Source organism: Streptomyces sp. NPDC033180, assembly GCF_055577645.1.
Window position 1 is genome coordinate 725,728 of sequence record NZ_JBVIPU010000002.1, and the last position, 25,778, is coordinate 751,505.

Here is a 25,778-nt window from a genome sequence, read left to right on the forward strand (position 1 = left end):
CCCTCGGCAGTACGTCCGACGCGGACACGTGACCAATGAGACTCCTCGTCGGGGGTACCCGTCCGCGTCAGCGCCGTGATGACCACGTACCACCGGTCCCCCAGGAGAAGACATGACCACGCAACGCCGCACAGTTGACGAGTCGTACTGGATGGCGACCACGCCCGGTACCGGGTACCCGGCCCCCGACGCGGATCTGACGGCGGACGTCGTGGTCGTCGGCGCCGGCATCGCCGGCCTCTGCACCGCCTGGGATCTGGTCCGCGCCGGTCTCGACGTCGTCGTCCTGGAGGCGGATCGGATCGCCGCGGGCGTGAGCGGCTACACCACGGCCAAACTGTCCGCCGCGCACGGCCTCATCTACGCCGGCATCGAGGCGAAGCACGGCGCGGACGACGCCCGGCTCTACGCCCTCTCGCAACAGGAGGCGGTCGAGCGGACCGCCGCCCTCTGCGCCGAGCTCGACATCGACGCGGAGCTGGAACGGGCCCCCGCCTTCACCTACGTACAAGACCCCGCACGCGTCGACGAGCTGCGCCAAGAGGCGGATGCCGCTCGGCGGGCCGGGCTCGACGCGTCGTTCGTGACCGAGACGGAACTGCCCTTCGACGTCGCCGGTGCGGTACGCGTCGAGGACCAACTGCAGTTCCATCCGCGGAAGTTCCTGCTTGCCCTGGCGGACAACATCACCGGCGCGGGGGGCCGCATCTTCGAGCGTGCCCGGGTCACGGACCTCCATGACGGCGCCCGTTGCCGGGTCACCACGGAATCCGGCGTCACGGTCGAGGCACGCGACACGGTCATCGCCACGCACTACCCGGTCTTCGACCGCACCCTGCTCTTCACCCGGATCAAGCCCCGCCGGGAGCTGGTGATCGCGGCGCCCGTGCCGTCGGACGCGGCGCCCGCGGGCATGTACATCACGCCGGAAGGCGGCACCCGTTCGCTGCGCAGCGCCCCCTACGACGACGGACGACGGCTGCTCATCGTCACCGGGGAATCGTTCGAACCGGGCGCGGGCGGCGTACGCGAGCGGTTCGAACGGCTGGACTCCTGGGCGCGCGAGCATCTGCCGCACTTCGCCGAGAAGGGCGAGGCCTACCGCTGGGCGGCGCAGGACAACGACTCCGCCGACCGCCTGCCGTACGTCGGCCATGCCCACCCGGGCACCCAGCACGTCTTCGTCGCCACCGGCTTCGGCGGCTGGGGCATGAGCAACGGCGTGATGGCGGGGCGCCTGCTCACCGCCCACATCGCGGGCGGACCGCGGCCGGCCTGGACCGATCTGTACGACCCGCGCCGACTGCCGCCCGTCCGCGACGCGGGCCGGATCGCCTCCTACCAGGCGGCAGCGGCGAAGCACTTCATCGGCGACCGGCTGCACACCAGCCACGTCGACTCGCTGACCGACATCCCGCCCGGCAGCGGAGCCGTCGTACGCCTGCAGGGCAAACGGTGCGCGGTCTACCGCGACGAGAGCGGGAACGCCACGGCGCTCTCCGCGCGCTGCACCCACCTGGGATGCCTGGTGCAGTTCAACGACGCCGAGCGGGTCTGGGAATGCCCCTGCCACGGCTCCCGCTTCGCGACGGACGGCTCGGTCCTGCACGGCCCCGCCACACATCCCCTGGAACCGCGTGAGACACCGGATTCCCCGGCCTAGGAAAGGTTGACGTTTTGGTGACTGTGGACGGGTTCACCGACCGCCTCGACTACCCGATGTACGTGGTGACGGCGGCTGCCGACGGTGCGCCCGCGGGCTGCCTTGTCGGTTTCGCCTCGCAGTGCGCGTTGAAGCCGCCTCGTTTCGTGGTGTGGCTTTCCCGGGCGAACCACACGTATCGAGTGGCCCGGGATGCCGCGTTCCTCGGTGTGCATCTCATCGGGCGCGATCAGCACGAACTGGCGCGGCTGTTCGGCGGCGAGTGCGGCGAGCGTGTCGACAAGTTCGCCGACATCCGCTGGGAGCCGCGCACGGGCGGGGCTCCCGTGCTCACGGACTCCTGCGCCTGGTGGGTCGGCAGGATCGAGCGGCACGCCGACTGGGGAGATCACGTGGGCTTTCATCTCACGCCGGTGGAAGCGGGCGCGGACCCGCCGCCGCACGGGGAGCTGCTCCGACTGAGCGACGTCACCGACCTCACCCCCGGCCACCCGGCATGATCCCGGCAGGCCGGCACGGCAGGACTATCCTTGAGCGTGACAAGGACCCACGGCAGCCTGTGCCTCAGCTGCTGGAGGTAGCCATGAACGGCGAACGCCCCGGCCACCGCGGGCACCCGCAGACGGAGTCACACCCGCAGTCGGAGCCCGGCCTGACGAGCGCCGGGCCGCACACTCACCGCGCCCATCGCCTGCGCCACTTGCTCACCTACCTCTACACACCGCTCTTCCTGGCCCTCGCCGTGCTCTTCGGGGTGTGGGCGACGCGTTCCGTGAGCGGGGAACCTCCCAGCCCGTGGGCGCTGGCGGGCCTGGCGATCCTCTTCGCGGTCCTGGCCCTCCTCGCCCTGGCCGTTCTCTCGGCCATACACCACCATCACCGGGACCACAACGGCCCGCGGCACTGAACAAGGAGGGGTGGACATGGCCGGTCAGAAGGCTGTGATGCGAGAACTGCTCAGGACGTCGGGCCAGACGTACGCGGCGGAGGCGGGGATCCGACTCGCCGACACCCCCCAGCCGCTCTATCGCACGCTCGTCCTGTCCTGCCTGCTCAGCGCCCGGATCCGGGCATCCGTCGCGGTCGCGAGCACGCGCGCGCTGTACGAGGCGGGGATGCGGGGTCCGCGGCAGATGGCCGACGCCTCCTGGCAGCAGCGCGTCGACACCCTGGGGCGCGGCGGCTACCGACGCTACGACGAACGGACCGCCACCCAGCTCGGCGACGGCGCCCGGCTCGTGCTCGACGAGTGGGGCGGGGATCTGCGCAGGCTGCGCGCGAAGGCCGACGGCGACGCGGCGGCCCTGAAACGGCTACTGCGACAGATGCCGGGCCTCGGTCCCACCGGCGCGGACATCTTCCTGCGCGAGGTGCAGGACGTATGGACCGAGTACGGGCCCTGCTTCGACGCCAAGGTGCTGCAGGGAGCCGAGCGCCTCGGGCTGCCCCGGAACACGTCCGCGCTGCTGCGGCTCGCGGGCGACGAGAAGCCGGGCGTGGCGGCCGCGGCACTGGTCCGGGCCGCCCTCGACCGGAAGCCGGCGCAGGCCGCCCGCGACTCCTCGTGACGTGTCCCGCGGCCCTCGGCTCCGGGATGCGTCACGCCCCCTCCCGGTGTGCCATGAGAGGAGACCGAAAGGGGTGACGCAGCCATGGCACGTCCGGTGTGGAGTGGGACCGTGACGTTCGGCCTTGTCTCACTGCCCGTGCAGATGTTCACCGCCACGGACAGCCACACCGTCCGCTTCCACCAGTTGCAGCGCGGCACGTCCGACCGGGTGCGCAACAAACGGGTGAACGAACGCACCGGCGACGAAGTAGCTCTCGACGACATCGTCAAGGCCTACGACGCCGGGGACGAGTACGTGCTGATCGAGCCGGACGAGCTGGACGACATCGCGCCGGGACGTTCGAAGACGTTGGAGATCACGGGCTTCGTCGACCTGGAGGAGATCGAGCCGATCTTCTTCGACAAGACCTACTACCTCGGCCCGAAGGGCAAGGAGTACACCAAGGTCTACGCCCTGCTGGAGAAGGTTCTCGCCGAGGCGGACAGGGCGGGGATCGCCACGTTCGTGATGCGCAACCACCAGTATCTGGTCGCGGTGAAGGCCGAGGGCGGTCTCCTGACGCTGCACACCCTGCACTGGGCCGACGAGATCCGTGATCCGCGCGAGGAGATCGACGACCTGCCCGGGAAGACGAAGGTCACCGACCGCGAGCTGAAGATGGCACGCCAGCTCGTCGACACACTGCGCGTCGACTGGAACCCCGACGACTTCCACGACACCTACCAGGAGCAGGTGGCGGCGCTCATCGAGGCCAAGCGCAAGGGCGAGAAGGTCGAGAAGGCGGAGCCGCCCGCGGAGTCCACCAATGTCGTCGACCTGATGGACGCCCTGAAGGCGAGCGTGGACCGGGCGAAGAAGCCGGCGCGCACGAAGAAGGCGGACCTCGATGGCCTGACCAAGGCCGAGCTGTACCGGATGGCAACTGACGCAGGCGTCCCCGGTCGCTCATCCATGAACCGGGATGAGCTGATCGAGGCTCTACGCGGCGTACGGCAGCCCAAGGCCTCCTGAAGCCGAAGTCACCCCTGGCAGAGGCAGAAGGGGTGTCCCGCCGGGTCGGCATAGACACGCCAGCCCCGCTTCCCGCCGTCGTCGTCGAGGTCGAGCGGTGTCGCCCCCACGGCGAGCACCTCGTCGTGCGCCTTCTCCATGTCGGTGACGGTGAAGTCGAGGTGCAACTGCTGCGAATCCGATGCGGCCTGCGGCCACTTGGGCGGACGGTGGTCCGGTGCGCGCTGGAAGGAGATGCGCGCGCCGCCCGTGGCGTACAGGTCGAACCAGTCCTCGTCGTACGGCCGGACCTCGCCGCCGAGCACGGCCTGGTAGAAGCGGGCCAACGGCTCGGGTTCCGGGCAGTCCAGCGCAACCAGGGTGTAGGTCGCGATCGCCATGGGCGGTTCGCCTCCCGCGTCTCGAGGTGCAGAGGGGGACCGGGTTCCCCGCCTTTTCACCGTAAACCCACCGCTTCTCCCGTGCCTCTTCCGACTGCGGGAGGGAAGCTCCGCCCGGCAGGACGTGCACCGGCACGTACCGGCGCGAGGGCGTCGTCATCACCGTGACGGAACGAAACGGCGCCGTATGCGCTGCGGTCCCAAGACCGCGTAATCCCACGATGTCGGCCTTCACTACCCCAACGGGTGGTGAAGGCCGACGCCACGTTCAGTCCCGGAAATTCGCCAACGGTGTGGCCCGCTGCCGGGGGCTTTCGTCTCAGCTGCTCAGGTCCGCCGGCTCCCGCTGCCGCGAGACCGCACGCCGTACCGCCTCGTCGACGGCAGGCAGCGCCGCCTCCAGGTCGCTGAAGACCACGTACTCGACCGTCGCCACGGCGTGCAGCCCACGGACGAGGAACGCGTACTCCTGGCCCTCCTCGAGCAGCAGCACGATCGGTTTCCCGAAGGCGCTGGCCCAGCCCATCTCTATGTGCGTGCCGGGAGAGGCGGGCAATCCGGGGAAGGCCACGAACACGTCGGCCTTGCGGATCTCCTCCTGGTCGAGCGGAGTGCACTGGGCGGGAGCCATCAGTTCGGCGCCCCACGCCTCACGGCGGTGTGCGTTGTGGACGCTGAACCCGTGCCCCTCGAAGTGCTCGATCAGGGAGGCGAAGGGTGCGCGCGTTCCCGACGGCATCTCGCCGGTTGTGGGATCGAGCAGCTGGAGGAAGGGTCCCGCGAGGAAGAGGGTGTTGACGCCGAGTTCACCGGCGAGCTCGCGGGCGGGAGTCGTGGTCATGCGGAGACCTCCTGGTCGGCAGCGGTACGGGGCCATCGGCACAGCATCATCCGGCGGTACAGAGGCGGGAGTTCGTCGAGCAGCTCACGGTCCGTCAGTGGCTCGAAGGTCAGTTGACGGTGCAGCTCGAAGAGCCCGATCACGTCCTGCCAGTAGCGGGGCAGGTCAAGGGCGCGCAGCGCGCCGGGACCGAGCCGCAGCCGGTCGGCGCGCAGTCGTGCCTCGATCCGCAGCACGTCGCGCACGTGCGGCCAGTTGTCCCCGGCGGGCATCGCGGGGAACGGCTCCGGTGCGGTGTCGTCCGCGCCCTCGCGCAGGACCCGTTCCACGAGCGGGGCGTCACTGTCGTACACATGCAGGGAGCCCACCTGGTGGACGTAGCTCCCCACCTCGACACCCAACTGCCTGGCGAGCATCTCCAGGAGGAAGGTGAAGGAGAAGACGTCGCTCACCATGCCCCGGTAGGCGTCGTTGGCGCGCATGAAGCCGACCGCGTGCAACTTCCCCTCGCGGAGCATGAACTGCAGGGCGAGGGTGCACGCGACATCGATGTTGCCCGGTTCGCGCAGCTCGCCCGGGTGGAAGATCTGCACCACCGCGCGTTTGCTGTCCGGGTCGTCCGTCAGTACGTCGATGACGCTGCGCCACTGGTCGAGGCCTGTCCCCCGGTAGTCGAATATCCGTGGCCCGTAGGCGGTGCCGGTCAGGGTGGCGCCGTCGGACGAGTACTTGCGCATGCTCGGCGCGTAGTGGGCGACGAGTTCCAGGTCGGCCGACCCCGACAGGTACCACAGGGCCTCGGCGAAGTTGAAGACCAGGTTGGATCTGCGCCCCGGCAGCGCGACGTGCCGCTGGACGGGGTCGTGGACCAGGAAGCCGGCGCCCAGTCGCTCACGGCTGGGGAAGCCGCGCGGGGCGTTGCGGAACGCCGCGCCGAGATAGGTGCTGCGCAACTCCGTCAGGTAGGCGTCCTCGACGGTTTCGTAGGTGCTGTGCACGTGGCCCCCGTCAGTCCTTGTAGAAGCACTGGATGTACGCGTCACCCGAGGTGCCGTAGGTGTACTCGGTGGTGTCGTACGCGGTGTACGGGTGGCGCTCCACGCGGATGGTGCGGAAGTGCTTGACGTACTGCCAGCGCAGTTCGGGCTTGGTGCTGAAGAAGGGGATGAAGACCCCGCCGGGGCGCAGCGCGCGGACGACCTCCGGCATGGCCTTGCGCCACAGTTCCTCGTCCTTCCACACCTCCATGTCGAGCGCGGGGTCGAAGAACATCCCGTCGATGCTCTCCGACTCGAGATCGAAGACCCGTTGGAAGAAGTCGCCCCGCTCGATGGAGAGCGTGCCGGGCAGCTTCAGGTGCTGTTCGCGGAAGAGGTCTTCGACCTCTCCGAAGAGTTCGAGGACCCTGTGGCTGCGGGTGGCGGGGTGCTCGGCGATGCGCAGAGCCGAGAGGCCGAGGCCGAGGCCCACCTCGTAGAAGTCCTTGCCGTGGCGGCAGAGCATGTCGGCGCTGGCCCACATCAGGTCGCGCTCCCAGGCCTGCATGGCCTGTTCGCCGCCGATGCTGAGGGTCAACTCGCCGTTGTGGTCGATGAGCTCGATCTCGGGTGCGGAGGACTTCTTCTCGGGGGTCTTCTTCTCGGGGATCTTCTCCATGACAACCGTCCTTCGTCGTGGGGGTGCCGGGGTGGTCGGGGCGCCTTTTCAGTCCTGGCCCGGGACGACCCCGAAGTGCCGCCGGGCGGTCGAGACAGCGAGGTCCTGCACGGCGAAAACCGTGAAGTAGTAGGCCTGCGGGGCGGTGTCGGGCGCGAACCTCACCTTGAACACGACGTCCCTGGCACGCTCGTCCGAGGCGCGGACCTTGGCCCTTGCCGGTTCCACCGTCGTGTCGTCGCGCAGGTAGCTCGGCAGGAACAGACCGAGGCGTACGGGGCCGGGGCGGGCCGCGGTGAGGGAGGCGCGCACTTCGAGGACGCCGCCCTGTTCCACCTCGTCGGCTGCGTGGGCGAGGAGCTGAGGCGCGTCGGGGACACGGAAGGTGACGTCGCCGCAGCGCATGCACACCACGCAGAGGGTGTCGAGGACGTGCGGTAGGAGTCCTCGCCTGGCGAACTCCTGGGCGGGACGCCCGCAGTGGCAGACGACCTCGTGGACATCGGGGTCCAGTGAGCTGCGGTCGCCGAAGTGGGCGGGGTAGTTCATGATCTCGTTCTCGGGGTTCTCCGAGACCTGCCCGGCGATCACATGGTCGAGGCTCTGGAGGTCCGCCGAGAGGGAGGAGCGGATCTCGTCGGGCGTCTGGTCGGCGAGGTGGGTGGGCCGGGAGACCAGGAGGTCCACCTTGCGGGCGAGCTTGCCGAGGCGGGGGCGCAGGGTGTGGTTGTGCGGCAGCAGCTCCGAGCCGAGCAGCGCGGAGAGGCGGCGGCCGACGGTGAGGACCAGCGGGTCGGGCGCGTGGTCGGAGGGGGGCGGTGGGGCCGGGGTGTCCTCCGGGCTGCCCGGCAGCCCGAAGCGCATGAACGCGGGGTACGGATGCGAGCCCGCCAGGCTGGCGTTGAGGGTGTCCACGGAGTCGGCGCCGGTGGCTGCGGCGAGCATCCAGGCGACGTTCTCGGGCCGGTCGGAGTCGTGCACGGAGACGGCGGAGACGATCGTGCGGGCGGGGCTGTCGAGGGCGTTGAGCAGGAGTTGGTACTTGGGGTCGTAGAGCGCGAGGTCGGCGAGCGGGCCGCTGTTGCAGGCGCTGAGGACCAGCTCCGTCGCCTCGACCTTGTTGAGCGGGACGAGTTTGTCCTCGGGTTTGTAGCAGGGAAGACCGTAGGCGCATCGAGGGGCCAGGACGCCCGGTTGGGCGGTCGCGGACTCGTTGAGGCCGCAGATGGTGAACTCGCCGAGGTTGATGCTGTCGTCCTTGCCGTGGCCCTGGAAGACGACGCGACGCCACTGGGTGCCGAGGATCTCGGCCTGGATGTCGTCGCGTTCGAAGTCGCGGTCGTCGAAGACCTTGACCCCGGGGAGCCGCGGCGGCCGGTCGGTGTCCGTGAACAGGCCGAGCGCGTCGAGGTCTTCGGGCATCTCGGCGTACTGCTTGGCGACGTTCCACGCCACCGACGCGCCGTCTCGGCCGCTCAGCAGCGAGAGACCGCGCCGGGCGTCCCGGTAGGTGGCGAGGAGTAGCGGGCGCACCGGGTGGAGGTTGAGACGGGCGTAGGTGCCCACCAGCAGGAGTGTCCCCGGCGGCCGTTCGTGGAAGCCGGCAAGGTCGTCCTCGGTGAGCCACTGACGGGCGAGCGGGCGGGCCAGCTCCACGACGCCGTCGGCCAGCTCCGACCGGCCGAGTACGACGCCGAAGTCCAGGGGGGCGGGCTGTCGCACACCGGAGTAGAGGCGCGAGGCGAGCGCCACGCTGTGGACCAGATCATCCCGGTCGTCGACCGGGACGGGGATCGACGTCCGGTCGGGCGCGGCAAGGAACTCCCCGACGGCCAGAGGGAGATCGGCATACTTGACCGGAGTGAACAGTGCGCTGCCCGGCGGTTCGTGCGACGGCTCGTGGCGCTGTCGGGAGACGGCAGACTTCATGAAGCGTTACCTCGTGTTCTTACGCTGACCCTGCGAGGAGTGACGTGCGTGTTGGGCGGACGGCTGTTCGGGAACAGGGGCGCCGGGGGCGGGCGTGCCGCTCCCCGCCCGGTCACCGCTCCCCCGCCTCGGTGGGCACGCGGGCCGTTGCGGGGCGCCCCGTCAGGCCTCGGCAGGCGAAGGCCACGCAGGCGGCGACGAGGGCCGTTCCGAAGGCCACGGCGAAGACGCCCCGCGGGCCCGCCGGTTCCATGAGGAGCCCGCCAGCCTGCTGGCCGAGCGCGTCCCCCACCACCGTGGCCAGGGACGCCCAGGTGAAGGCCTCCGTCAGCGAACGGCCGTCCGCCAGCAGGCTGACCAGCGTCATCTCACTGGCGGAGACGAGCGCGATGGGCACGCTGCCGACCGCGAGCGCGAGGGCGAGCGTCAGCTGGGACGTCGCGAGCAGCGGAAGGCCGGTGCCGACGGCGAACGCGAGCACCAGGCGCGGGAAGCGCAGATGCACCGCGACCTCGGACTGGGAGCGGCCGAGCCACAGGGCCCCCAGGGCACTGCCGATGCCCCAGCAGGCGTACACGAGGCCGGTGCTCCCCTGCGAGCCGTGGTCGTCGACGAAGGCGGGGATGGCCAGCGTCATCAGTCCGATGGGCACGGAGCTGAGCGCCATCACGGCGGTCAGTGCGAGCATCGGCGGCGACCGCAGCGGGCCGAGCAGGCCGCCGCGCCCGGCCTCCTCCCCCGGGTCCTTGCCCGCCGCCTGCCTCGCGCCGTCGGTGCCTTCGGGCACGCGGGTGAAGGCGAGACCGATCGCTCCCACGCCGCCGATCACCGCGACGGTGGTCAGCGCCGCCCCGGCGGACCCTGTCAGCATCAGCACCGCGAGCATCAACGGCGCCCCGATCACCAGGACTTCGGTGAGCAGTGCCTCCCACAGATAGGCGGTCTCGCGTTCGTCGTCCCGTAGCGGAAGGCGTGCCCACAGCGACCGCATGCAGGCGTTCGCCGGAGGCAGCGTGATCCCGGCCAGCACGGCCAGGACCGGCTGCGCCCAGTCGCCCGGCCCCGTCGTCCACACCAGCGCGGCGAGCGCCGCCGGATAGGCCGCTCCGGTCGCCACCAGGACGGTTCTGCGACCCCGCCGGTCGACCCGGCGGGCGATGAGCGGGCTGCCCAGCGCCATGCCGATGGTGTAGAGGGCGGAGACGAGACCGGCTTGGGCGTAGCTGCCGCCCTGTTCGCGCACGACGAGCACCATGGCGAGGGACATGAGGTAGACCGGCAGCCTGGAGACCACGCTCCACCAGGCGGGTCCCGCGACCTGGCGGCGCGTCAGCAGGGCGACGAGACGGCGGCCGAGACCGTTCGGCTTCACTTCCATGGTTCCTGTTCCGTGGGGGTCCGTTGCGGGGGTGCGGGTGCCGGCGCGCGAAGTGCCGTGGGGTGGGCCTGTGTCGGGCCGGTGAGGGGGCGGCTCAGCGCTGGAGCGTTCTGGCCGTCTGCGCCTGGGTGGCCACTTCGATCGTGAAGGCGTCCAGTACGCCGCGCATGCGCTTTTCCACCTCGGTGATCGATCCTCCGGTCACGTGGACGTATCCGGACGCGTTGTGCGAGGCGCGGCGTGCCTCCACCAGGTCCCCTTCTCGGTATCTGAGGACGCTCTTGACCACCCCGGGCAGCCGCAGCAGTTCCTCCTCGGGGGTGATCCGGTGCACGGTCCCCGAGCCCGGCAGCGGCAGCAGGAGGTCGCCCGTGCAGCAGCTCTCGTAGTACTCGAGGGCGGGCCGGCGGCCGAGGTAGACGTCCAGCGTGGCGCCGAACACGTCGAAGCCGTAGGCGTACCCGTGGTTGGCGGTGATCTCGCAGCCCGCCAGCCTGACCCCGATCTCGCCCGCGTACACCTCGGCACCGACGACGAAGAACTCCATGTGCGCGTACCCGTGGTCGATTCCCATGCCGGTGACGATCCGCTGGAGCATGCCCCGCAGGTCGAACGGCGGGCCCTCGTCGGTGGCGACACTGATGTTGGCGTTCATCGCTCCGTCGACGATGTCCAGCGGGCGGCACGGCATCGCACTCGGCCAGGCGTCCAGGACCTCGCCCGCGTGGATGAGCGCGCACACCTCCCACTCCGTGCCGCCCAGATGCTCCTCGACAAGCCAGGAACGGCCGTTGATGGCCGCGTCGGGCAGCTCCTGGGGGCCGTTGAGCCGGTAGGTGTCGACGCAGGCGAAGGAGTCCACGGGTTTCAGTACGACGGGCCAGCCGCACCGTGCGGCGAACTCCGCCACCTCGTCCACCGTGGAGACGCGCGCGTACCGTGCGGTGAGGAGGCCGAGCTCGCGGAACTTGTCCTTCATCGCCGCCTTGTCGCGCACCCAACTCACTTGACGTTCCGTCAGGTGCGGCAGGCCCGCCAGCGAGGCGAACCGCTGGGCGATGTCCTGGCGCGGTTCGGAGGGGTTGCAGAACCGCGTGGGTACCGCAGGCAGTTCCGCGGCCCAGGCTCGGTAGCGGGCCGCCTCCTCCTCCAGGGGCAGCCGCTCGTTCACCCAGAACGCGGGGATGTGCGCGGTCTGGCGTACGTACGCGTCAGTGAGGTCCTTGCGCGTGGAGGCGAACCGCAGCAGAGCCAGTCGGCCGGGCAAGGCGTCGACCGCGTACCGGGTGAAGGTGGAAGCGCGGTCGTCCGCCATCAGGAGCACCGGCGGCGCGTTCACGCGGCCTCCAATGCCTGCCGGAGCGACTTGACCGCGAGGGCCTGTTCGGCTTCGGAGAGCTCCGGGGAGAGCGGCACGCACAGGGTGCGGTCGAGGAGGTCCCGGGTCCTGGCGAACCCGTCGCGGCTGAGGGCGAGCGTCTTGTCGGGGGCGAGGTTCCAGGGGAAGCCGTCGGCGTAGAGCGAGCGCCGGCCCGCGACCACGGGGTGGTCGGGCAACAGGTACTTGTTGAGCGTCCAGTTGGCGATGGACCGCTCGGTGAGGGCGGACACGGCGGCGTCGCGTAACTCCCGGCTCTCGCAGCGGAACCGGAGACTGATCTTCACGTCGCCCGCCGCTCGGGGCAGGACGTCGAGGCCGGTGCGGTCGGGCAGTTCGTCCATGGCGATGGCGTGGTGGCGCTCCAGGCCGGAGAGCACCTCGTCGAGGTGGCGGAACTGCTGGTACTGGATCGCCGCGACCTCCTCGCTGGTGACCAGGTTCTCGCCGTAGTAGGCGTCCTCGTTCCAGGTGGGGTAGCGGCCGGGCACCCGTGCGGAGCCGTGGTCGTGGTAGCAGCGCATCGTCTCCCAGGCGGCCGGGTCGTTGGTGACGAGGAGGCCGCCCTCCCCCGAGGTCAGCACCTTGTTGTGGTGGAAGCTGAAGGTGCCCGCGTAGCCACGGGTACCGGTGTGCCCGCCGTCGGGGAACGTGGCGCCGAGCGCCTGTGCGCTGTCCTCGATGACGTACGGAACGCCGTCCGGCAGGGGCGCGACAGTGCCCTCCATGTGGGCGACGATGGCGCGTTGGGTTCCCTCGGGGAGCAGCGAGGTGTCCATGGAGAGCGAGTCGTCGACGTCCACCAGGGCCGGGATGAGCCCGCTGGAGAGGACGGCGCCCGCCACGGCGACGAATGTGACGGCCGGTATGTGGACTACGTCGCCGACGCGCGGGCGGGTGGACACCAGGGCGAGCCGCAGCGCCTCGGTGCAGTTGTGCACCGCGAGCACATGGTCCGCGCCGAGCCGCTCCCCGACCCGCCGTTCCAGGCGCGAGGCGACGCTCTCGGTCTCCGTCTGGTAGCGGAAGAGCACTCCGTGTTCGATCGCGGCGCGCAGCTCGTGCATGTCGGGCCAGTCGAGGTAGTTGGCGCCGTAGGGGAGGAATCGCAGGCCGAGCCGTTTGTCGAGGGTCATGTCGCGTCAGCCTCCGTGATGGGGTGCACCGCGGCGTCGACGACCATCTCCTGGCCTCGGTAGTTGCGGAGCAGCAGGCCTTCGGGGATGCGGGAGAAGTACGGCTGGGCGATGGGGATCTTGCCGATTTTCGTCGTCAGTACGTACTGCGGTACGCCGAAGCCGGTGATGTGTCCCTGCAGGCCCTCCATGATTTCCCAGCCCTTCTCGATGGAGGTCATGAAGTGGGACACGCCGGTGACGTTGTCGCAGTGGTAGAGGTAGTACGGCCTGACCCGGATACGCAGGAGTTCGGTCATCAGCGTGCGCATCGTCGTGACGTCGTCGTTGACGCCGCGCAGGAGCACGGTCTGGTTCCCCACCGGAATGCCGTGCCGCAGCAGCCGGTCGACCGCGGCGGCGGACTCCGGGGTGATCTCCTTGGGGTGGTTGAAGTGCGTGTTCAGCCAGACCGGGTGGTAGCGCGCGAGCATCTCGCAGAGCTCGTCCGTGACGCGCTGGGGCAGCAGGACGGGGAAGCGGCTGCCGATCCGGATGATCTCCACGCTGGGGATCGCCCGGAGGCCGGAGACGATCTCCTCCAGCTTGCCGTCACGGTACGAGAGCGGGTCGCCGCCGGTGAGCAACACGTCCCGGATCTCCGGGTGTTCGGCGATGTAGCGCAGGTCCTCCTCGAAGGACTCCCCCTCGTTGTCCCGGAAGTAGCTGCCGTCGACGTCGGTGGTGTGGAACTTGCGCGTGCAGTGCCGGCAGTAGACCGGGCAGGCCTCGGTGATCAGCATGATCACCCGGTCCGGGTACTTGTGCACCACCCGGTTGGTCTTGCGGTAGAACATGTCGCCGACGGGGTCGACTTCGGCGCCGCTGAACTCCGCGAGTTCACCGAGCGCGGGTACGGCCTGCTGCCGGATCGGGCAGGTGGGGTCGTCCGGGTCCATCAGGGACGCGTAGTACGGAGTGACGCTCCAGCGGTACTTGCCCGCCGATTTGTCGATGGCCCGTTCCTCGTCGGCGGTGAGGTTGATCCACTGTCGTGCCTTGTCGACGTTGGTGACGCGCTTGCGCATGTGCCAGCGCCAGTCGTTCCACTCCGCTTCGGTGATCTCGGGGGTCTTTGGCCGGTCCGGAAGGGCGTGGCGGTCCGCGTCTGTGGCTCCGGGAGTGCGGTGCATGATGTCTCCAGGTTCGACGGGTGGGTGACCTGTCACAGGGGTGCGAGGGAGAGTTGGCGCAGGGTGCGGGCGACGCGCTGTGCGCCCCGCAGGTCGTCCACGGCGCCGTCGAGCGCGGACCACGGGCCCGGCATCTCGGGGGCCCAGAGGGAGGGGTCCCGCGGATCGGCGACCACGGGGACGGGGACCGCGCGGGCGACCCGCTCGGCCAGGTCGCGCTGCCCGTCACTGAGCGGTGGGAGAAAGGCGAGCGGCGCGCGTCGGGCCTGGGCCAGCGCCACCGCGCCCAGGATCGGGGCGGCCAGGAGCAGTTCGGCGCCGGCGTGCAGCGCGTCGACATCGGTGTCGGCGGCACGTCGGACCCGTACGCCTTCGAGCCCTTCGAGCGTGGCACGCACACTCTCGACGCGCATGTCGCAGACCACCTCGCACCGCTGTGTGCGGCGTACGGCCTCCGCGGCGAGCTGACGCAGCGCTCCGGAGGTGAACGCCTCCGCTTCTGGGTCCGGGACGCCCCACAGCGAGAGCAGCAGCAGACTGCCGCTCCGCTGACGCCCACGCGTCATGCGTGCGGGGGCGAGTACGCCGGTGGTGCGCGCGCCGCCCGGCGTCGTGGGCCACGGTCCCGGGAGCCACCCCGGGCGGTGCACACGGTGCAGTGCCCTGTCGGCCCCTTCCGAGGCGGAGCCGACGGCCACCCGGTGTCCCGAGCGCAACCGCACGACCGGTACGCCCAGGCCGATGAGCCGACGGGTGGCGGCATCGTCGTCGCAGACCAGCGCCACGTCCGGCCGCGGCCCGTCGTCGCCGGGCCGTTCGTCGCCGGGCCCGCCCTCGCCCGCGGTCCGCTCGAGTTCGCCCAGGTGCGCGGCGATACGCCGCCCGGCGAGCAGCGAGTCGAGTTCATCGTCCCGCGAGACCAGCAGCACACGGCGCGGGGCGGGACCGGACGGCAGCGGGCCGGACCCGCCGGGGCTCAGTACTGCCACGGTGCGGCCACCCCGAGCCTGGCGACGTCGTCGCTGTAGCCGGCGGCCGTGGTGGAGCAGCCGCCGCACATGTCGGGGCCGCGCTCGCGGAAGAAGTCCGCATGGGTGCGGAAGACCGGCGTGTCCAGGTGGATGGCGCCGTCTTCGCGCAGCGGGGCGCCGCCCAGGTCCTCCCCCTCCCGGTGCGGGAGGCAGCTGCAGGCGTACATGCGCCCGTACTTGCCGTCGATGTAGATCACATCGTCCACGACATGGCACAGGGGTTCCGAGGCCCGTGGGGTCAGTGACTCGGCGAAGTAGCGCTGTTGTTCCTCACGGGTGTCCCCGTAGAAGCGCTTGCCGAGCGGTACGAGGAGGGTGTCGGGATCCGCGTCGTAGATCGGGTCGCAGACGGCGCGCACGTGGTCGGGGTCCGGGTAGGTGATGGAGCGCTCCAACTTCAGGGCGGAGAGCTCCCATTGCCTGACGCCCGCCTCGGTGAGCACCTTCTGCAGGTCCGGCATCTCCGTGTAGTTGTGCGGCCCGACCACGGTGTTGACGCGGGGCAGGACACCGAGGGCCGCGGCGGCACGCAGTCCTTGCAGGCCGTTGTCGAACATGCCGGGCGAACGCCGGTAGACGTCGTGTGTCGCCGCGGATCCGCCGTCGAGACTGACGATCACCTGGGCGAGTCCCGCCTCGGCGAGCAGCGGGGCCTTCTTCGGCAGCATCATGCCGTTGGTGATCACGGACATCTTCATGCCCGCGTCCGTGCCCGCACGCACCAGCTCGACGACGTCCCTGTGCATGAGCGGTTCGCCGCCGGTGAACCGTACGTAGGCCACCCCGGCCGCACGGGCCTTGGGCAGCAGGTCGGCGAAGTCCTCCAGCGAGAAACGGAAGGTGTCGCGGGAGAGCGCGAACTCGCACATGAAGCAGTCCGCGTTGCAGGCTTCCAGGATCCTGATGAACAGATAGCGCTGACGCTCAGTCATGTACGTCGATGCCTTCCTGGACGGTACGCGGAACCGAGGGCCCGGCGGGGCCGGGGCGCGGCTCCCTGTCGAGCACGTCGAGCAGTGCCCCGGCCACCTGTGCGGCGCCACTGGTGCCGACCTGGGCGGCAAGGCCTCCCCATGCGGCGCCGGACGACGCGCGCCGCAGAGCGTCGAGTACGCCGTCGCGTACGGCGGTCATCACGCGCGGGGCGTTGCGTGGTTCGGCAGCGGTGGTGATCCCCCCGTAGATCACCCGCAGGGCCGCGTCCTCGCCCTGCGACCGGCGGGCCAGGGCCTCGTCCTCGGCGAAGACCGCCGGCGGCCAGACGACTCTGACGTCGGCGAGGGCGGCGCTGCTGTGGAAGCGGCCGTTGAAGATCTGGCTGAGGTTCTGCGGTGGCAGGCAGACGGTGGGCACCGAGAGACTCGCGGCCTCGAGCAAGGTGGTCAGGCCCGGCGAGGTGAGCAGAACGTCGCAGGTGGCGAGCTGGTGGAGGAACTCGTCGTGGGAGAGCGGCCCCGCCGTGACACCGAGGTCCGCGTCGCCCGCCGCACGGAGCCGCTCGGCCAGATCGGCGGGCAGATTGCCCGCCACATGCGCCTCACGGACCCCGTACGTCGCGAGGGCTTCGAGCACCGCGGGCACGACGATCTCCGGATAGCGCGTCCAGTCGGCCAGGTCGGGGGCGCGCAGGCCGCCCAGGTTCACCAGGGCACGGCGGAACGGTTCCGGACGGTTCCGCCGGGGCCGCGGAGCCACGGGGGGAGCGGCGATCACGGCTTCGACCCAGCGCAGTTCGCGCACGGACGCGAGTACACCGCGGCACTCCTGCGGTAGCTCGACGCACTGTTGCGCGCAGTAGACGGAGACCTCGAGCGGGAGTTCGGCCAGGTCGCCCTCGGTCCACAGGAACGGCAGGCTGTCCACGAACACGGTCGGCACGCCCGCTGCTTCCAGGGCCATGGCCGCGGGGCCGTCGAGCACCACGACGGCCGCTTCGACGCGTTCCGCCTCCACGACCTTGGCCACGGCATCGGCCCTCTCCCCCGCGGGAGCCCCGGTCGGCAGGTCGTACCAGTGCTCGACCCCGTGCTGAGCCAGCAGCGGCCGCCCGAGGCCGGACGCGAGGCCGACGAACCTCAGCGGGCGAGCGGACCGTTGGCGCAGCGCGGTCAGGACGGCGCTCAGCTTGCCCGAGCTTCCCCAGCCGAACTCGGCGCCCGCGACGGCGACGGTGACCGGATCAGCGCCGGCGGCCGCTCTGGGTGCGCCCGGGGCGGGGGCGGGTTTCTCCCGGACGTCTCGCGGATCCGGAGGGGGTACACCATGCATCGTTCTGTCCAACTCCCTTGCCGGGGCCGGGGTGTGGCCCCTGTCGGGTGAGTGCGGGGAGGGAATGTCACGTGGGGATGAGGGTGCATTCGAGCCGCGCCGCGGCGGTCGACCACGGCAGGCTCCTACCGGAGAGGGAACCCCTCCGCTTCCCACACGATCACCCCTGGCCCCGGGCGACGCAAAGGCCCCCCGGTCACCTTCTGGCCACCGATAAGTAGTTGCGACATGGTTGCAATAAGCCGCTCGCAGGCGTCGTCCCGGCTCACGCGAAGGCCCCCTCCCGAGCGCCGCCACCCCTGGGGCACACCGGCTGCGCACGTGACCACGGAGCGACCCGACACCCCCTCCAACAAGCCGTTTTGACGGCCGAAGACCGTCGGCGGGGCAGTCCTCAACAACGGCCGAAAGAGGCCAGTGGCACATGCCGCGGCATGAGCTGACCGCCGAACTGTGGGGGTTGCGCGGCGAGCGGACCCCGCGGCCGCTCGACACCGTCGGCCTCACCGTCGAGGGCATCGGCACCCTGACCAACACGGTCGTCCCGGGAGTCGAGCCCGTGCCCCTGCCGACCGGCCGGCGCCGCACCCGGGAGCGGCCGTGAACGATCCGCACCGTGATCTGTACCCCCGCGTCTCCGATGCCCTAGGCGAGCCGCACTCGTAGACTCCATCGCAGACCGGCACAGCTCACAGGAGGTACCCATGAAGATGCTGATCAACGTGGCGGAGACGGTCGTGGCGGACGCGCTGCGGGGTATGGCGGCCGCGCATCCCGATCTGACGATCGACGTGGACAATCGCGTGATCGTGCGCAGGGACGCCCCCGTCGAGGGGAAGGTCGCCCTCGTCTCCGGCGGGGGCTCCGGGCATGAGCCGCTGCACGGTGGGTTCGTGGGTCCTGGCATGTTGTCCGCCGCCTGTCCCGGTGAGGTCTTCACCTCGCCCGTGCCGGATCAGATGGTGCGGGCCGCGGCCGCCGTGGACAGCGGGGCCGGCGTGCTGTTCGTCGTGAAGAACTACACGGGGGACGTCCTCAACTTCGACATGGCGGCGGAGCTCGCCGAGGACGAGGGCATTCAGGTCGCGAAGGTCCTCGTGAACGACGATGTGGCCGTCACCGACAGCCTTTACACGGCGGGCCGCCGCGGCACCGGCGCGACGCTCTACGTGGAGAAGATCGCGGGGGCGGCGGCCGACGAGGGTCAGCCGTTGGAGCGGGTGGAGGCGATCGCGCGACAGGTGAACGAGAACGCGCGGAGTTTCGGCGTCGCGCTCAGCGCCTGCTCCACTCCCGCCAAGGGCAGCCCCACCTTCGATCTTCCCTCCGGCGAGCTGGAGTTGGGCGTCGGCATCCATGGCGAGCCCGGACGTGAGCGGCGCCCGATGATGACGTCGAGTGAGATCGCGGACTACGCCGTGGACGTGGTGCTCGGGGACCTTCAGCCGCGCAACCCCGTGCTCGTACTCGTCAACGGCATGGGGGCCACTCCCCTCCTCGAGCTGTACGGCTTCAATGCCGAGGTCCAGCGTGTCCTCGCCGACCGCGGCGTCGTCGTGGCGCACACGCTGGTCGGCAACTACGTGACGTCACTGGACATGGCCGGGGCCTCCGTCACCCTGTGTCAGGTCGACGAGGAGCTGCTGCGGCTCTGGAATGCCCCGGTGCGTACCGCGGGGCTTCGCTGGGGTATCTGATCTGGGGTATCTGATCCCTCAGCCGTCACCCTGCTCGACCCGTGGCATCCCGTACCCAACCGTGCCCAACTGTTCTACCGCGCAAGGAGTTTCCGTGCTCGACGCCGCATTCTTCCGTCACTGGCTGACCTCGGCCGCCGCACTCGTCGACCGGGAGGCGCAGCGGCTCACCGAGCTGGACTCGCCGATCGGCGACGCCGACCACGGCAGCAATCTGCAACGCGGGTTCGCCGCCGTGGTGGCCACTTTGGAGAAGGACGCGCCGGCCACTCCGGGGGCCGTGCTCACCCTGGCGGGACGGCAGTTGATCTCGACCGTGGGGGGTGCATCGGGGCCGCTCTACGGGACACTGCTGCGGCGCACCGGCAAGGCCCTGGGTGACGCCGCCGAGGTCAGCGAGCAGGAGTTCGCCGACGCGCTGCGCACGGGCGTCGACGCCGTCAGCGCGCTCGGTGGCGCCGCGCCCGGCGACAAGACCATGCTGGACGCCCTCGCCCCCGCCGTCGACGCGCTCTCGGAGTCGTTCGGCGCGGCTCGCGAGGCCGCCAACGAAGGTGCCCTGGCCACGACGCCGCTGCAGGCACGCAAGGGGCGGGCCAGTTATCTGGGCGAGCGCAGCATCGGGCACCAGGACCCCGGGGCGACCTCGTCGGCGCTTCTCTTCGACGCGCTCGCGCAGACCGCGGAGGCCGGCCGTGAGTGACGACAAGCTGGTCGGCATCGTCCTCGTCTCGCACAGCGGCCCCGTCGCCGAGTCCGTCGCCGCCCTTGCCACGGGGCTCGCGGGCGGCGGAACGACCGCGCCCGTGGCCGCCGCGGGCGGCACCGAGGACGGCGGCCTCGGCACCAGCTCGGAGCTCATCGCCGCGGCCGCCGCGAAGGTGGACGGCGGCGCGGGCGTCGCGATCCTCACCGATCTGGGCAGCGCGGTCCTGACCGTGAAGGCGCTGATCGCCGAGGGTGACGAGCTCCCGGAGGGCGCCCGCCTGGTGGACGCCCCCTTCGTGGAGGGCGCGGTCGCGGCGGTGGTGGCCGCCTCCGCGGGCGCCGACCTGGCGGCGGTGGAGGCAGCGGCAGTCGAGGCGTATTCCTACCGGAAGGTGTGAGGCCGGGCGGCCGTGACTGGGTGGTCAGTTCTGGCCGAGGAACTGCCGGGCCAGCGCGTCGCCGCGGGCGACCGCGGCCCGGTGGCTCTCGATGGGGGACGCCTTGGGGCCGTTGAAGACGATGTAGGTGACGCCCGACCCGGTGCCGCCCGTCCGGGGGTCGGGGTTGATGCCCAGCGACTTGGCCGCCGCGTACGACGCCTCGCCGATGAGGTCGGTGGGTCCCGTGTCGCCGACGACGGCGTACAGGACCTTGCCCCCGTGGATGACGGCGGCCACCGAGCCACCCGTGATGCCGTGCCGCGCGTGATTCCACAGGGGGCTCGCGCCCGGCACGACGACGTACGGAAGGCTCTCCGCGCTCAGCTGGCGGCCGCCCGATTCCTGGAACGCGGTGGCGTCCTGGAACAGCGGGTCCGTGCGCCGGTTGCAGGCCTTGCCCGGCCGTCCGTCACAGTCGATGTCCATGTCGGCCTTCCAGAACACCGCGCCCCGCTTGCCGCAGACGGGGATGTTCGCGGGGGCTCCGCCGTCCGTACGGTACTTGCCGCGCGAGACTTGGTGACAGGTTGCGGTCCTGGCCAGGAGGTCGGCTGCGGAAACGGACCCCTCCTGGCTGACCGGAGCCGGTGAACCACCTCTGCTCGCAAGCAACTTACGCTCCTGCGGATCTGCCGCGGCGGGCAGTGAAGCGGGGACGAGCAGGACGACTCCGACAGCGGCGGCGAGGGCCGCGTTTCCGGTACGCACGTGAAAAGGCCTTCCCTGGGAGGAAACTGACGGCCGGTCGGACGAGTGGGTACCGGCAGCCTGTAGCACCTGACCAGACATCCCAATCTGTTCCGGGTCCTACACCTCGGCCACCGCTCGATGCCCGGACGGTGCACGCGCACCCCTTGATGTGCACCCGACACCTGTGTGGAAATAGGTCCGGACCAATGCCGCCCGAGTGGAAGGCACGACCGTGCGACGGACCCCCCACCTGTCCACCCCCTTCACCCGCCTCTCCACCCTCCTCGCCGTCACCGCCTGCGCCCTCACCTCCTGCGCATGGGGCGGCGACCAGGACGCGAAGGACGTACAGCCCCCGGCGGCCCCCAGAGGCGTCACGGTCCAGGCGGGCAGCGCCACCACCGCCCACGTCATGTGGAACCGGGCGACGGACGACACCGAAGTCACCGGCTACGACGTGTACCGGGGTTCCACCCGGGTCGAGCGTGTGCCCGGCGGCAAGCACATGGTGGACGTCGGCGGTCTGAAGCCGTCCACCGCCTACACCTTCACCGTCCGCGCCCGGGACGCCGAGGGGAACGTCGGCCCGGCCGGCAGGAAGCTGACGGTCACCACGCCCGCCGCGACCGCCGCGGACCGCGAGCCGCCCTCCCGCCCCGGCTCGCCGCGGGGCGCGGTCGAGGGGAGCCGGGCCGTGACGCTGTCCTGGGGCGCCTCCAAGGACAACCGGGGTGTCGCCTCGTACGAGATCTATCAGGGCACTTCGAAGATCCACAGTGTGGGCGGGAGCGAGCGGCGGACCCTGGTCACGGGGTTGCGGCCGGGCACCGCCTACCGCTTCAGCGTCAAGGCGCTCGATGCGGCCGACAACGCATCCCCCGCGAGCCACGCCGTCCGTCTCACCACAGCTGCGGGCCGGGACGACGGGCGGGGCACGGCGCCGGATGACTTCCGCGCCAAGACCCGGCACGCCGACGGGGCGTACTACATCGACCTGGCGTGGACGCCTCCGGACACCGGCGGCGCGGTGGCGGAGTACCAGATCCACCTCGACGGGAAGAACGCCACTTCGCTGGTGTTCGGCGGTACAGCGCCCCGGAAGAAGGCCACGCACAGCTTCTACGTGGGCAAGCAGGCAGGGGATACCCACCGGGTGAAGTTGCGCGCCAAGCTCCCCGACGGGACGTGGGGCGGCTTCACCCCCGAGCGGACGGTTACCACAGGCCGGCGGCCTTGACGCCGGGTCGCCTGTCGGCCGTACGAAGGATTCCGTCACCTGCCCGGTCGCAGTCCGCATGCGGTCTCGGCGATGGACACGTTGGCTCGTCGGCAGGTAGCACGGGCGCTCCCCGACCCCCGGCGGCGCATGGGATGTACCGCCTCCCGTGCCACCGGAGGGCAGACACTCATGCGCACACTCCAGATATTCGTCCGCTCCGGCCTGACCATCGCCGCCGCGGCTGCGCTTCCGATGGCACTGACCGCTCCGTCGGCGTTCGCCGCCCCCGGAGGAATCACGGTCACCGCCACGGGATCGACGGTCATGGTGTCCACGGCGGCCTGCCCCGACGGGGGAGACGCCTCCCTGATGAGCAACGGCCAGGCGAGCTTCGCCCAAGGCAGGCAGATGGCGCTGACGAACGGCAGCGCCTCCTGGCAGAACGTCAGCACAGGTCTCCACACGGTGGCCGTGATCTGCGAGGACGGCACGACAGCCGGTTCACAGACGGTCACCGTCGGGGCATCGGCATCGCCGACCACCCGCTCCACGACGGCGCCCCCGCGCGGCGTCCGGGGCGGTCTCGGGGGCGGCAGCGAGGACTACGGCACCTTCACCCTCGCCGCGGGCGGGGCCCTCGTGGTCCTGGCCGTGGGCGGTGGTGGCGCCTGGTACCTGCGTCGCCGCGGCGCGCAGCACAGGCTCTGATCCAGAGCCGACGAAAAGGCGGCTGCCGCCGGTCCGGAGTCACGCCGGGCCGGCGGCAGGCGTCGTCCTGAGGAACATCACGCGTCCGGCGCCCCGAGCTCCTCCAGCGTCCGCTCCAGCCACTGCGTCCAGAACGTCTCCAGATCGATCCCGGCCCGCAGCACCACATGCCGCAGCCGGTCCTCCACCGTGTCCTTCCCCGGTGGGAAGTCCCGCTTCTCGATCTCCTCGTACTCGGCCAACTGCCGCCGGTGGAGGTCGAGATGGCGGCGCAGGTCCGCCTCGATGCCGTCCGTGCCGACGACCGCCGCCGCCCGCAGGCGCAGCAGCAGCGTGTCCCGCAGCGGCTTGGGCTCCTGGCTCGCGGCCGTCCAGCGGGCCAGCTCGGCGCGGCCCGCGGGCAGGACCTCGTACTCCTTCTTCTGCCCACGGGTCGTCTGCTGCTGCTCAAGGGCGCGGATGGCCCCGTCCCGCTCCAGTTTCCCCAGCTCGCGGTAGATCTGCTGGTGCGTGGCCGACCAGAAGTAGCCGATCGACTTGTCGAACCTGCGGGTCAGCTCGAGCCCCGACGAAGGCTTCTCCAGTAGGGCGGTGAGGATCGCGTGCGGGAGTGACATGGCGGCCATCCTAGGTACGGCGTCCGGAGCGGGCGCCCGCTGTCACGGGGCGCCGGGGTCACAGGGCCGCGGCGAGCTCCGTGCCCTGCTTGATGGCCCGCTTGGCGTCCAGTTCGGCCGCCACGTCCGCGCCCCCGATGAGGTGCGCGCTGTGCCCGCCGGCGAGCAGCTCCTCGTACAGGTCGCGGCGCGGGTCCTGGCCCGAGCAGAGGACGACCGTGTCGACGGGGATGACGGTGGACTGTCCGTCGACCGTGATGTGCAGGCCCGCATCGTCGATGAGGTCGTAGCTCGCGCCCGCGACCATGGTGACGCCGCGGTGGCGCAGCTCGGTGCGGTGGATCCAGCCCGTGGTCTTGCCGAGGCCCTGGCCGACCTTGGACGTCTTGCGCTGCAGCAGGTGGACGGAGCGCGGCGGGGTGGGTCGGTCGGGCGCGGTCAGGCCGCCGCGGTCCTTGTAGTCCATGTCGACGCCCCACTGCCGGAAGTACGTCGCCGGGTCGAGGCTCGCCTTGTCGCCGCTGTCGGTGAGGTACTCGGCGACGTCGAACCCGATGCCGCCCGCGCCGATGATCGCGACGCGCTCCCCCACGGGCGCGCTGTCGCGCAGCACGTCGAGGTAGCCGACCACGCTGGGGTGGTCGATGCCGGGGATCTCGGGGGTGCGGGGGGTGACTCCGGTGGCGACGACCACTTCGTCGTACGCCGCCTGCGCGAGGTCCTCGGCGGTGGCGCGGGTGTTCAACCTGACGTCCACGCCGTGCAGTTCGAGCTGGGTGCGGAAGTAGCGCAGGGTCTCGTCGAACTCTTCCTTGCCGGGCACCTTGCGCGCGACGTTCAGCTGGCCGCCGATCTCGGACGCGGCGTCGATGAGCGTGACGCCGTGGCCGCGCTCGGCCGCCGACACCGCGAAGGCGAGTCCTGCCGGGCCCGCGCCGACGACCGCGACGCGCTTCTTGGTGCGGGTCGGCGCGAGAACGAGCTCGGTCTCGTGGCAGGCGCGCGGGTTCACCAGGCAGGAGGTGATCTGGAGGTTGAAGGTGTGGTCCAGGCAGGCCTGGTTGCAGCCGATGCAGGTGTTGATGGCGTCGGACTGCTCGGCCTCGGCCTTGGCGACGAAGTCCGGGTCGGCGAGCAGCGGGCGGGCCAGGGACACCATGTCGGCGGCGCCGTCGGCGAGCAACTGCTCGGCGATCTCAGGGGTGTTGATGCGGTTGGTGGTGACGAGGGGGACGGAGACCTCGCCCATGACCTTCTTCGTGACGAAGGTGTACGCGCCGCGCGGCACCGATGTCGCGATGGTGGGGATGCGCGCTTCGTGCCAGCCGATGCCGGTGTTGATGATCGTGGCGCCCGCGGCCTCGATCTCCTTGGCGAGGTGGACGACCTCTTCGAGGGTCGAGCCGCCGGGGACGAGGTCCAGCATGGAGAGGCGGTAGATGATGATGAAGTCCGCGCCGACGCGCTCGCGTATGCGCCGGACGATCTCGACGGGGAAACGGATGCGGTTCTCGTAGGCGCCGCCCCAGCGGTCGTCGCGCTGGTTGGTGGGGGCCGCGATGAACTCGTTGATCAAGTAGCCCTCGGAGCCCATGACTTCGACGCCGTCGTAGCCCGCGCTCCTGGCGAGCTCGGCGGCGCGCACGAAGTCCTCGATGGTCTGCTCGACCTCGTCGTCCTCAAGCGCGCGCGGCACGAAGGGGCTGATCGGCGCCTTGATCGCGCTCGGCGCGACGAGGCCCTCGTGGTAGGCGTACCGCCCGAAGTGCAGGATCTGCATGGCGATCCTGCCGCCCTCGGCGTGCACGGCCGCCGTGACGCCCGCGTGCTCCTCGGCCTCCGCCTCGGTGGTCAGCTTGGCGCCGCCGTCCCAGGGACGGCCGAGCTCGTTCGGGGCGATACCGCCCGTGACGATGAGGCCGACACCGCCGCGCGCACGGGTCGCGTAGAACTCCGCCATCCGCCTGAAGCCGTCCGGCGCCTCTTCGAGGCCCACGTGCATGGATCCCATCAGGACCCGGTTGGGCAGGGTGGTGAAGCCCAGGTCCAGGGGGTTCAGCAGGTGTGGGTAGCGGCTCATGCGGGGCCTCCGTACGGCGTGTGTCGTCAGGACAGTTCTAGAGGACGCCGACCCCTTGTGCAACTAGTTGCATAAAGACGTGTCGGGCGCCACTTCGACGCCGTGCGCATCGGCCTGCGTTTTGGGCGTTTTGGGCGTTTCGCCGGAAGATTCACCGTGCGCAACAGGGGATTGACCATCCGACGAAGCACTCCTACGCTCCTCG

At 70.7% G+C, this 25,778-nt stretch carries 25 protein-coding genes and 1 pseudogene; 11 read left to right on the top strand and 15 right to left on the bottom strand.

From position 1 onward, the window contains the following. The first annotated feature begins 112 nt into the window (after positions 1 to 112). The 5 genes from ACZ5WE_RS09970 (at position 113) to ku (ending at position 4,245) form a co-directional block, all read left to right on the top strand. On the top strand, positions 113 to 1,663 hold the full coding sequence (locus tag ACZ5WE_RS09970) for an FAD-dependent oxidoreductase (RefSeq protein WP_467684024.1): 1,551 nt from the start codon (positions 113 to 115) through the stop codon (positions 1,661 to 1,663). Positions 1,664 to 1,677: 14 nt separating this feature from the next. After that, positions 1,678 to 2,163 (top strand): flavin reductase family protein, encoded by a 486-nt coding sequence (locus ACZ5WE_RS09975; RefSeq protein ID WP_467684022.1) that lies wholly within the window; start codon positions 1,678 to 1,680, stop codon positions 2,161 to 2,163. Between the two features lie 83 nt (positions 2,164 to 2,246). Then, positions 2,247 to 2,570 (top strand): DUF6343 family protein, encoded by a 324-nt coding sequence (locus ACZ5WE_RS09980; RefSeq protein ID WP_467684020.1) that lies wholly within the window; start codon positions 2,247 to 2,249, stop codon positions 2,568 to 2,570. Between the two features lie 16 nt (positions 2,571 to 2,586). Beyond that, positions 2,587 to 3,231: an HhH-GDP family DNA glycosylase gene (locus tag ACZ5WE_RS09985; RefSeq protein WP_467684018.1), complete on the top strand. Its 645-nt coding sequence runs from the start codon at positions 2,587 to 2,589 to the stop codon at positions 3,229 to 3,231. An 84-nt stretch (positions 3,232 to 3,315) separates the two neighbouring features. Further along, positions 3,316 to 4,245 (top strand): non-homologous end joining protein Ku, encoded by a 930-nt coding sequence (ku, locus tag ACZ5WE_RS09990; RefSeq protein ID WP_467684016.1) that lies wholly within the window; start codon positions 3,316 to 3,318, stop codon positions 4,243 to 4,245. Between the two features lie 8 nt (positions 4,246 to 4,253). On the opposite strand, the gene ACZ5WE_RS09995 is transcribed toward ku, so the two are convergent. The 12 genes from ACZ5WE_RS09995 to ACZ5WE_RS10050 form a co-directional block, all read right to left on the bottom strand. Next, entirely contained in the window at positions 4,254 to 4,625 is a 372-nt protein-coding gene (locus ACZ5WE_RS09995) for a VOC family protein (protein WP_467684014.1), read from the bottom strand. A 319-nt stretch (positions 4,626 to 4,944) separates the two neighbouring features. Beyond that, entirely contained in the window at positions 4,945 to 5,466 is a 522-nt protein-coding gene (locus ACZ5WE_RS10000; RefSeq protein ID WP_467684012.1) for a nucleoside 2-deoxyribosyltransferase, read from the bottom strand. Continuing rightward, complete coding sequence (locus tag ACZ5WE_RS10005) at positions 5,463 to 6,464, bottom strand: thymidylate synthase (RefSeq protein ID WP_467684010.1); 1,002 nt, start codon at positions 6,462 to 6,464, stop codon at positions 5,463 to 5,465. Before ACZ5WE_RS10005 ends, ACZ5WE_RS10000 begins: the two co-directional genes overlap by 4 nt. 10 nt (positions 6,465 to 6,474) lie before the next feature. Continuing rightward, on the bottom strand, positions 6,475 to 7,122 hold the full coding sequence (locus ACZ5WE_RS10010) for a class I SAM-dependent methyltransferase (protein WP_467684008.1): 648 nt from the start codon (positions 7,120 to 7,122) through the stop codon (positions 6,475 to 6,477). 48 nt (positions 7,123 to 7,170) lie between these two features. Continuing rightward, positions 7,171 to 9,051, bottom strand: a complete 1,881-nt coding sequence (locus tag ACZ5WE_RS10015; RefSeq protein WP_467684006.1) for a hypothetical protein — start codon at positions 9,049 to 9,051, stop codon at positions 7,171 to 7,173. Between the two features lie 112 nt (positions 9,052 to 9,163). Next, positions 9,164 to 10,429, bottom strand: a complete 1,266-nt coding sequence (locus tag ACZ5WE_RS10020) for an MFS transporter (RefSeq protein WP_467684004.1) — start codon at positions 10,427 to 10,429, stop codon at positions 9,164 to 9,166. A gap of 94 nt (positions 10,430 to 10,523) precedes the next feature. After that, a complete protein-coding gene (locus ACZ5WE_RS10025; protein WP_467684002.1) occupies positions 10,524 to 11,768 on the bottom strand; it encodes an ATP-grasp domain-containing protein in 1,245 nt (414 codons plus the stop codon). Further along, positions 11,765 to 12,943 (bottom strand): DegT/DnrJ/EryC1/StrS family aminotransferase, encoded by a 1,179-nt coding sequence (locus tag ACZ5WE_RS10030; protein ID WP_467684000.1) that lies wholly within the window; start codon positions 12,941 to 12,943, stop codon positions 11,765 to 11,767. The genes ACZ5WE_RS10025 and ACZ5WE_RS10030 overlap by 4 nt, the downstream gene beginning before the upstream one ends. Beyond that, on the bottom strand, positions 12,940 to 14,115 hold the full coding sequence (gene blsG, locus ACZ5WE_RS10035; RefSeq protein WP_467683998.1) for an arginine 2,3-aminomutase: 1,176 nt from the start codon (positions 14,113 to 14,115) through the stop codon (positions 12,940 to 12,942). Before blsG ends, ACZ5WE_RS10030 begins: the two co-directional genes overlap by 4 nt. A gap of 32 nt (positions 14,116 to 14,147) precedes the next feature. After that, positions 14,148 to 15,104 (bottom strand): CGA synthase-related protein, encoded by a 957-nt coding sequence (gene blsF / locus ACZ5WE_RS10040; protein WP_467683996.1) that lies wholly within the window; start codon positions 15,102 to 15,104, stop codon positions 14,148 to 14,150. Next, a complete protein-coding gene (blsE, locus tag ACZ5WE_RS10045) occupies positions 15,092 to 16,078 on the bottom strand; it encodes a cytosylglucuronate decarboxylase (RefSeq protein WP_467683995.1) in 987 nt (328 codons plus the stop codon). The genes blsF and blsE overlap by 13 nt, the downstream gene beginning before the upstream one ends. After that, on the bottom strand, positions 16,071 to 17,414 hold the full coding sequence (locus ACZ5WE_RS10050) for a hydroxymethylcytosylglucuronate/cytosylglucuronate synthase (protein ID WP_467683993.1): 1,344 nt from the start codon (positions 17,412 to 17,414) through the stop codon (positions 16,071 to 16,073). The genes blsE and ACZ5WE_RS10050 overlap by 8 nt, the downstream gene beginning before the upstream one ends. A gap of 445 nt (positions 17,415 to 17,859) precedes the next feature. Between ACZ5WE_RS10050 and ACZ5WE_RS10055 the strand changes: the two are divergent. The 4 genes and pseudogenes from ACZ5WE_RS10055 to ACZ5WE_RS10070 form a co-directional block, all read left to right on the top strand. Continuing rightward, positions 17,860 to 18,018, top strand: a pseudogene (locus tag ACZ5WE_RS10055) (fumarylacetoacetate hydrolase family protein); the annotation flags it as partial. Positions 18,019 to 18,118: 100 nt separating this feature from the next. After that, the gene (gene dhaK / locus ACZ5WE_RS10060; protein ID WP_467683991.1) at positions 18,119 to 19,111 is read left to right on the top strand and encodes a dihydroxyacetone kinase subunit DhaK; all 993 of its coding nucleotides are present in this window, start codon (positions 18,119 to 18,121) and stop codon (positions 19,109 to 19,111) included. A 94-nt stretch (positions 19,112 to 19,205) separates the two neighbouring features. Next, entirely contained in the window at positions 19,206 to 19,814 is a 609-nt protein-coding gene (dhaL, locus tag ACZ5WE_RS10065; protein ID WP_467683989.1) for a dihydroxyacetone kinase subunit DhaL, read from the top strand. After that, positions 19,807 to 20,217 carry a PTS-dependent dihydroxyacetone kinase phosphotransferase subunit DhaM gene (locus tag ACZ5WE_RS10070; protein WP_467683988.1) on the top strand — a complete coding sequence of 137 codons (411 nt, stop codon included), beginning with the start codon at positions 19,807 to 19,809 and terminating at the stop codon, positions 20,215 to 20,217. Before dhaL ends, ACZ5WE_RS10070 begins: the two co-directional genes overlap by 8 nt. A gap of 24 nt (positions 20,218 to 20,241) precedes the next feature. Here ACZ5WE_RS10070 and ACZ5WE_RS10075 read toward each other — a convergent pair whose 3' ends face one another. Next, entirely contained in the window at positions 20,242 to 20,967 is a 726-nt protein-coding gene (locus ACZ5WE_RS10075; protein ID WP_467683986.1) for a glycoside hydrolase family 75 protein, read from the bottom strand. A gap of 214 nt (positions 20,968 to 21,181) precedes the next feature. Here ACZ5WE_RS10075 and ACZ5WE_RS10080 point away from each other — a divergent pair, with 214 nt between their 5' ends. Together ACZ5WE_RS10080 and ACZ5WE_RS10085 are read left to right on the top strand one after the other, a co-directional pair. After that, positions 21,182 to 22,186, top strand: coding sequence for a fibronectin type III domain-containing protein (locus ACZ5WE_RS10080; protein WP_467683984.1), 1,005 nt, complete (start codon positions 21,182 to 21,184; stop codon positions 22,184 to 22,186). A 171-nt stretch (positions 22,187 to 22,357) separates the two neighbouring features. Continuing rightward, positions 22,358 to 22,876 (top strand): hypothetical protein, encoded by a 519-nt coding sequence (locus ACZ5WE_RS10085; protein ID WP_467683982.1) that lies wholly within the window; start codon positions 22,358 to 22,360, stop codon positions 22,874 to 22,876. 77 nt (positions 22,877 to 22,953) lie between these two features. Here the strand turns inward: ACZ5WE_RS10085 and ACZ5WE_RS10090 are convergent, their stop codons facing one another. Both ACZ5WE_RS10090 and ACZ5WE_RS10095 read right to left on the bottom strand, forming a co-directional pair. Beyond that, positions 22,954 to 23,493: a PadR family transcriptional regulator gene (locus ACZ5WE_RS10090; protein WP_467683980.1), complete on the bottom strand. Its 540-nt coding sequence runs from the start codon at positions 23,491 to 23,493 to the stop codon at positions 22,954 to 22,956. 58 nt (positions 23,494 to 23,551) lie between these two features. Further along, positions 23,552 to 25,573, bottom strand: coding sequence for an oxidoreductase (locus ACZ5WE_RS10095; RefSeq protein ID WP_467683978.1), 2,022 nt, complete (start codon positions 25,571 to 25,573; stop codon positions 23,552 to 23,554). Positions 25,574 to 25,778 lie beyond the last annotated feature (205 nt).

What these genes read in the sequence shown, in the direction of transcription:
- ACZ5WE_RS10000 (WP_467684012.1), bottom strand. Translation starts at nt 5,466, where the DNA reads ATGACCACGACTCCCGCCCGCGAGCTCGCCGGTGAACTCGGCGTCAAC.
- blsE (WP_467683995.1), bottom strand. Translation starts at nt 16,078, where the DNA reads ATGACTGAGCGTCAGCGCTATCTGTTCATCAGGATCCTGGAAGCCTGC.
- ACZ5WE_RS09985 (WP_467684018.1), top strand. Translation starts at nt 2,587, where the DNA reads ATGGCCGGTCAGAAGGCTGTGATGCGAGAACTGCTCAGGACGTCGGGC.
- ACZ5WE_RS09995 (WP_467684014.1), bottom strand. Translation starts at nt 4,625, where the DNA reads ATGGCGATCGCGACCTACACCCTGGTTGCGCTGGACTGCCCGGAACCC.
- ACZ5WE_RS10090 (WP_467683980.1), bottom strand. Translation starts at nt 23,493, where the DNA reads ATGTCACTCCCGCACGCGATCCTCACCGCCCTACTGGAGAAGCCTTCG.
- ACZ5WE_RS10095 (WP_467683978.1), bottom strand. Translation starts at nt 25,573, where the DNA reads ATGAGCCGCTACCCACACCTGCTGAACCCCCTGGACCTGGGCTTCACC.
- ku (WP_467684016.1), top strand. Translation starts at nt 3,316, where the DNA reads ATGGCACGTCCGGTGTGGAGTGGGACCGTGACGTTCGGCCTTGTCTCA.
- dhaK (WP_467683991.1), top strand. Translation starts at nt 18,119, where the DNA reads ATGAAGATGCTGATCAACGTGGCGGAGACGGTCGTGGCGGACGCGCTG.
- ACZ5WE_RS10030 (WP_467684000.1), bottom strand. Translation starts at nt 12,943, where the DNA reads ATGACCCTCGACAAACGGCTCGGCCTGCGATTCCTCCCCTACGGCGCC.
- blsG (WP_467683998.1), bottom strand. Translation starts at nt 14,115, where the DNA reads ATGCACCGCACTCCCGGAGCCACAGACGCGGACCGCCACGCCCTTCCG.
- ACZ5WE_RS10020 (WP_467684004.1), bottom strand. Translation starts at nt 10,429, where the DNA reads ATGGAAGTGAAGCCGAACGGTCTCGGCCGCCGTCTCGTCGCCCTGCTG.
- ACZ5WE_RS10050 (WP_467683993.1), bottom strand. Translation starts at nt 17,414, where the DNA reads ATGCATGGTGTACCCCCTCCGGATCCGCGAGACGTCCGGGAGAAACCC.
- ACZ5WE_RS09980 (WP_467684020.1), top strand. Translation starts at nt 2,247, where the DNA reads ATGAACGGCGAACGCCCCGGCCACCGCGGGCACCCGCAGACGGAGTCA.
- ACZ5WE_RS09970 (WP_467684024.1), top strand. Translation starts at nt 113, where the DNA reads ATGACCACGCAACGCCGCACAGTTGACGAGTCGTACTGGATGGCGACC.
- ACZ5WE_RS10085 (WP_467683982.1), top strand. Translation starts at nt 22,358, where the DNA reads ATGCGCACACTCCAGATATTCGTCCGCTCCGGCCTGACCATCGCCGCC.
- ACZ5WE_RS10015 (WP_467684006.1), bottom strand. Translation starts at nt 9,051, where the DNA reads ATGAAGTCTGCCGTCTCCCGACAGCGCCACGAGCCGTCGCACGAACCG.
- ACZ5WE_RS10010 (WP_467684008.1), bottom strand. Translation starts at nt 7,122, where the DNA reads ATGGAGAAGATCCCCGAGAAGAAGACCCCCGAGAAGAAGTCCTCCGCA.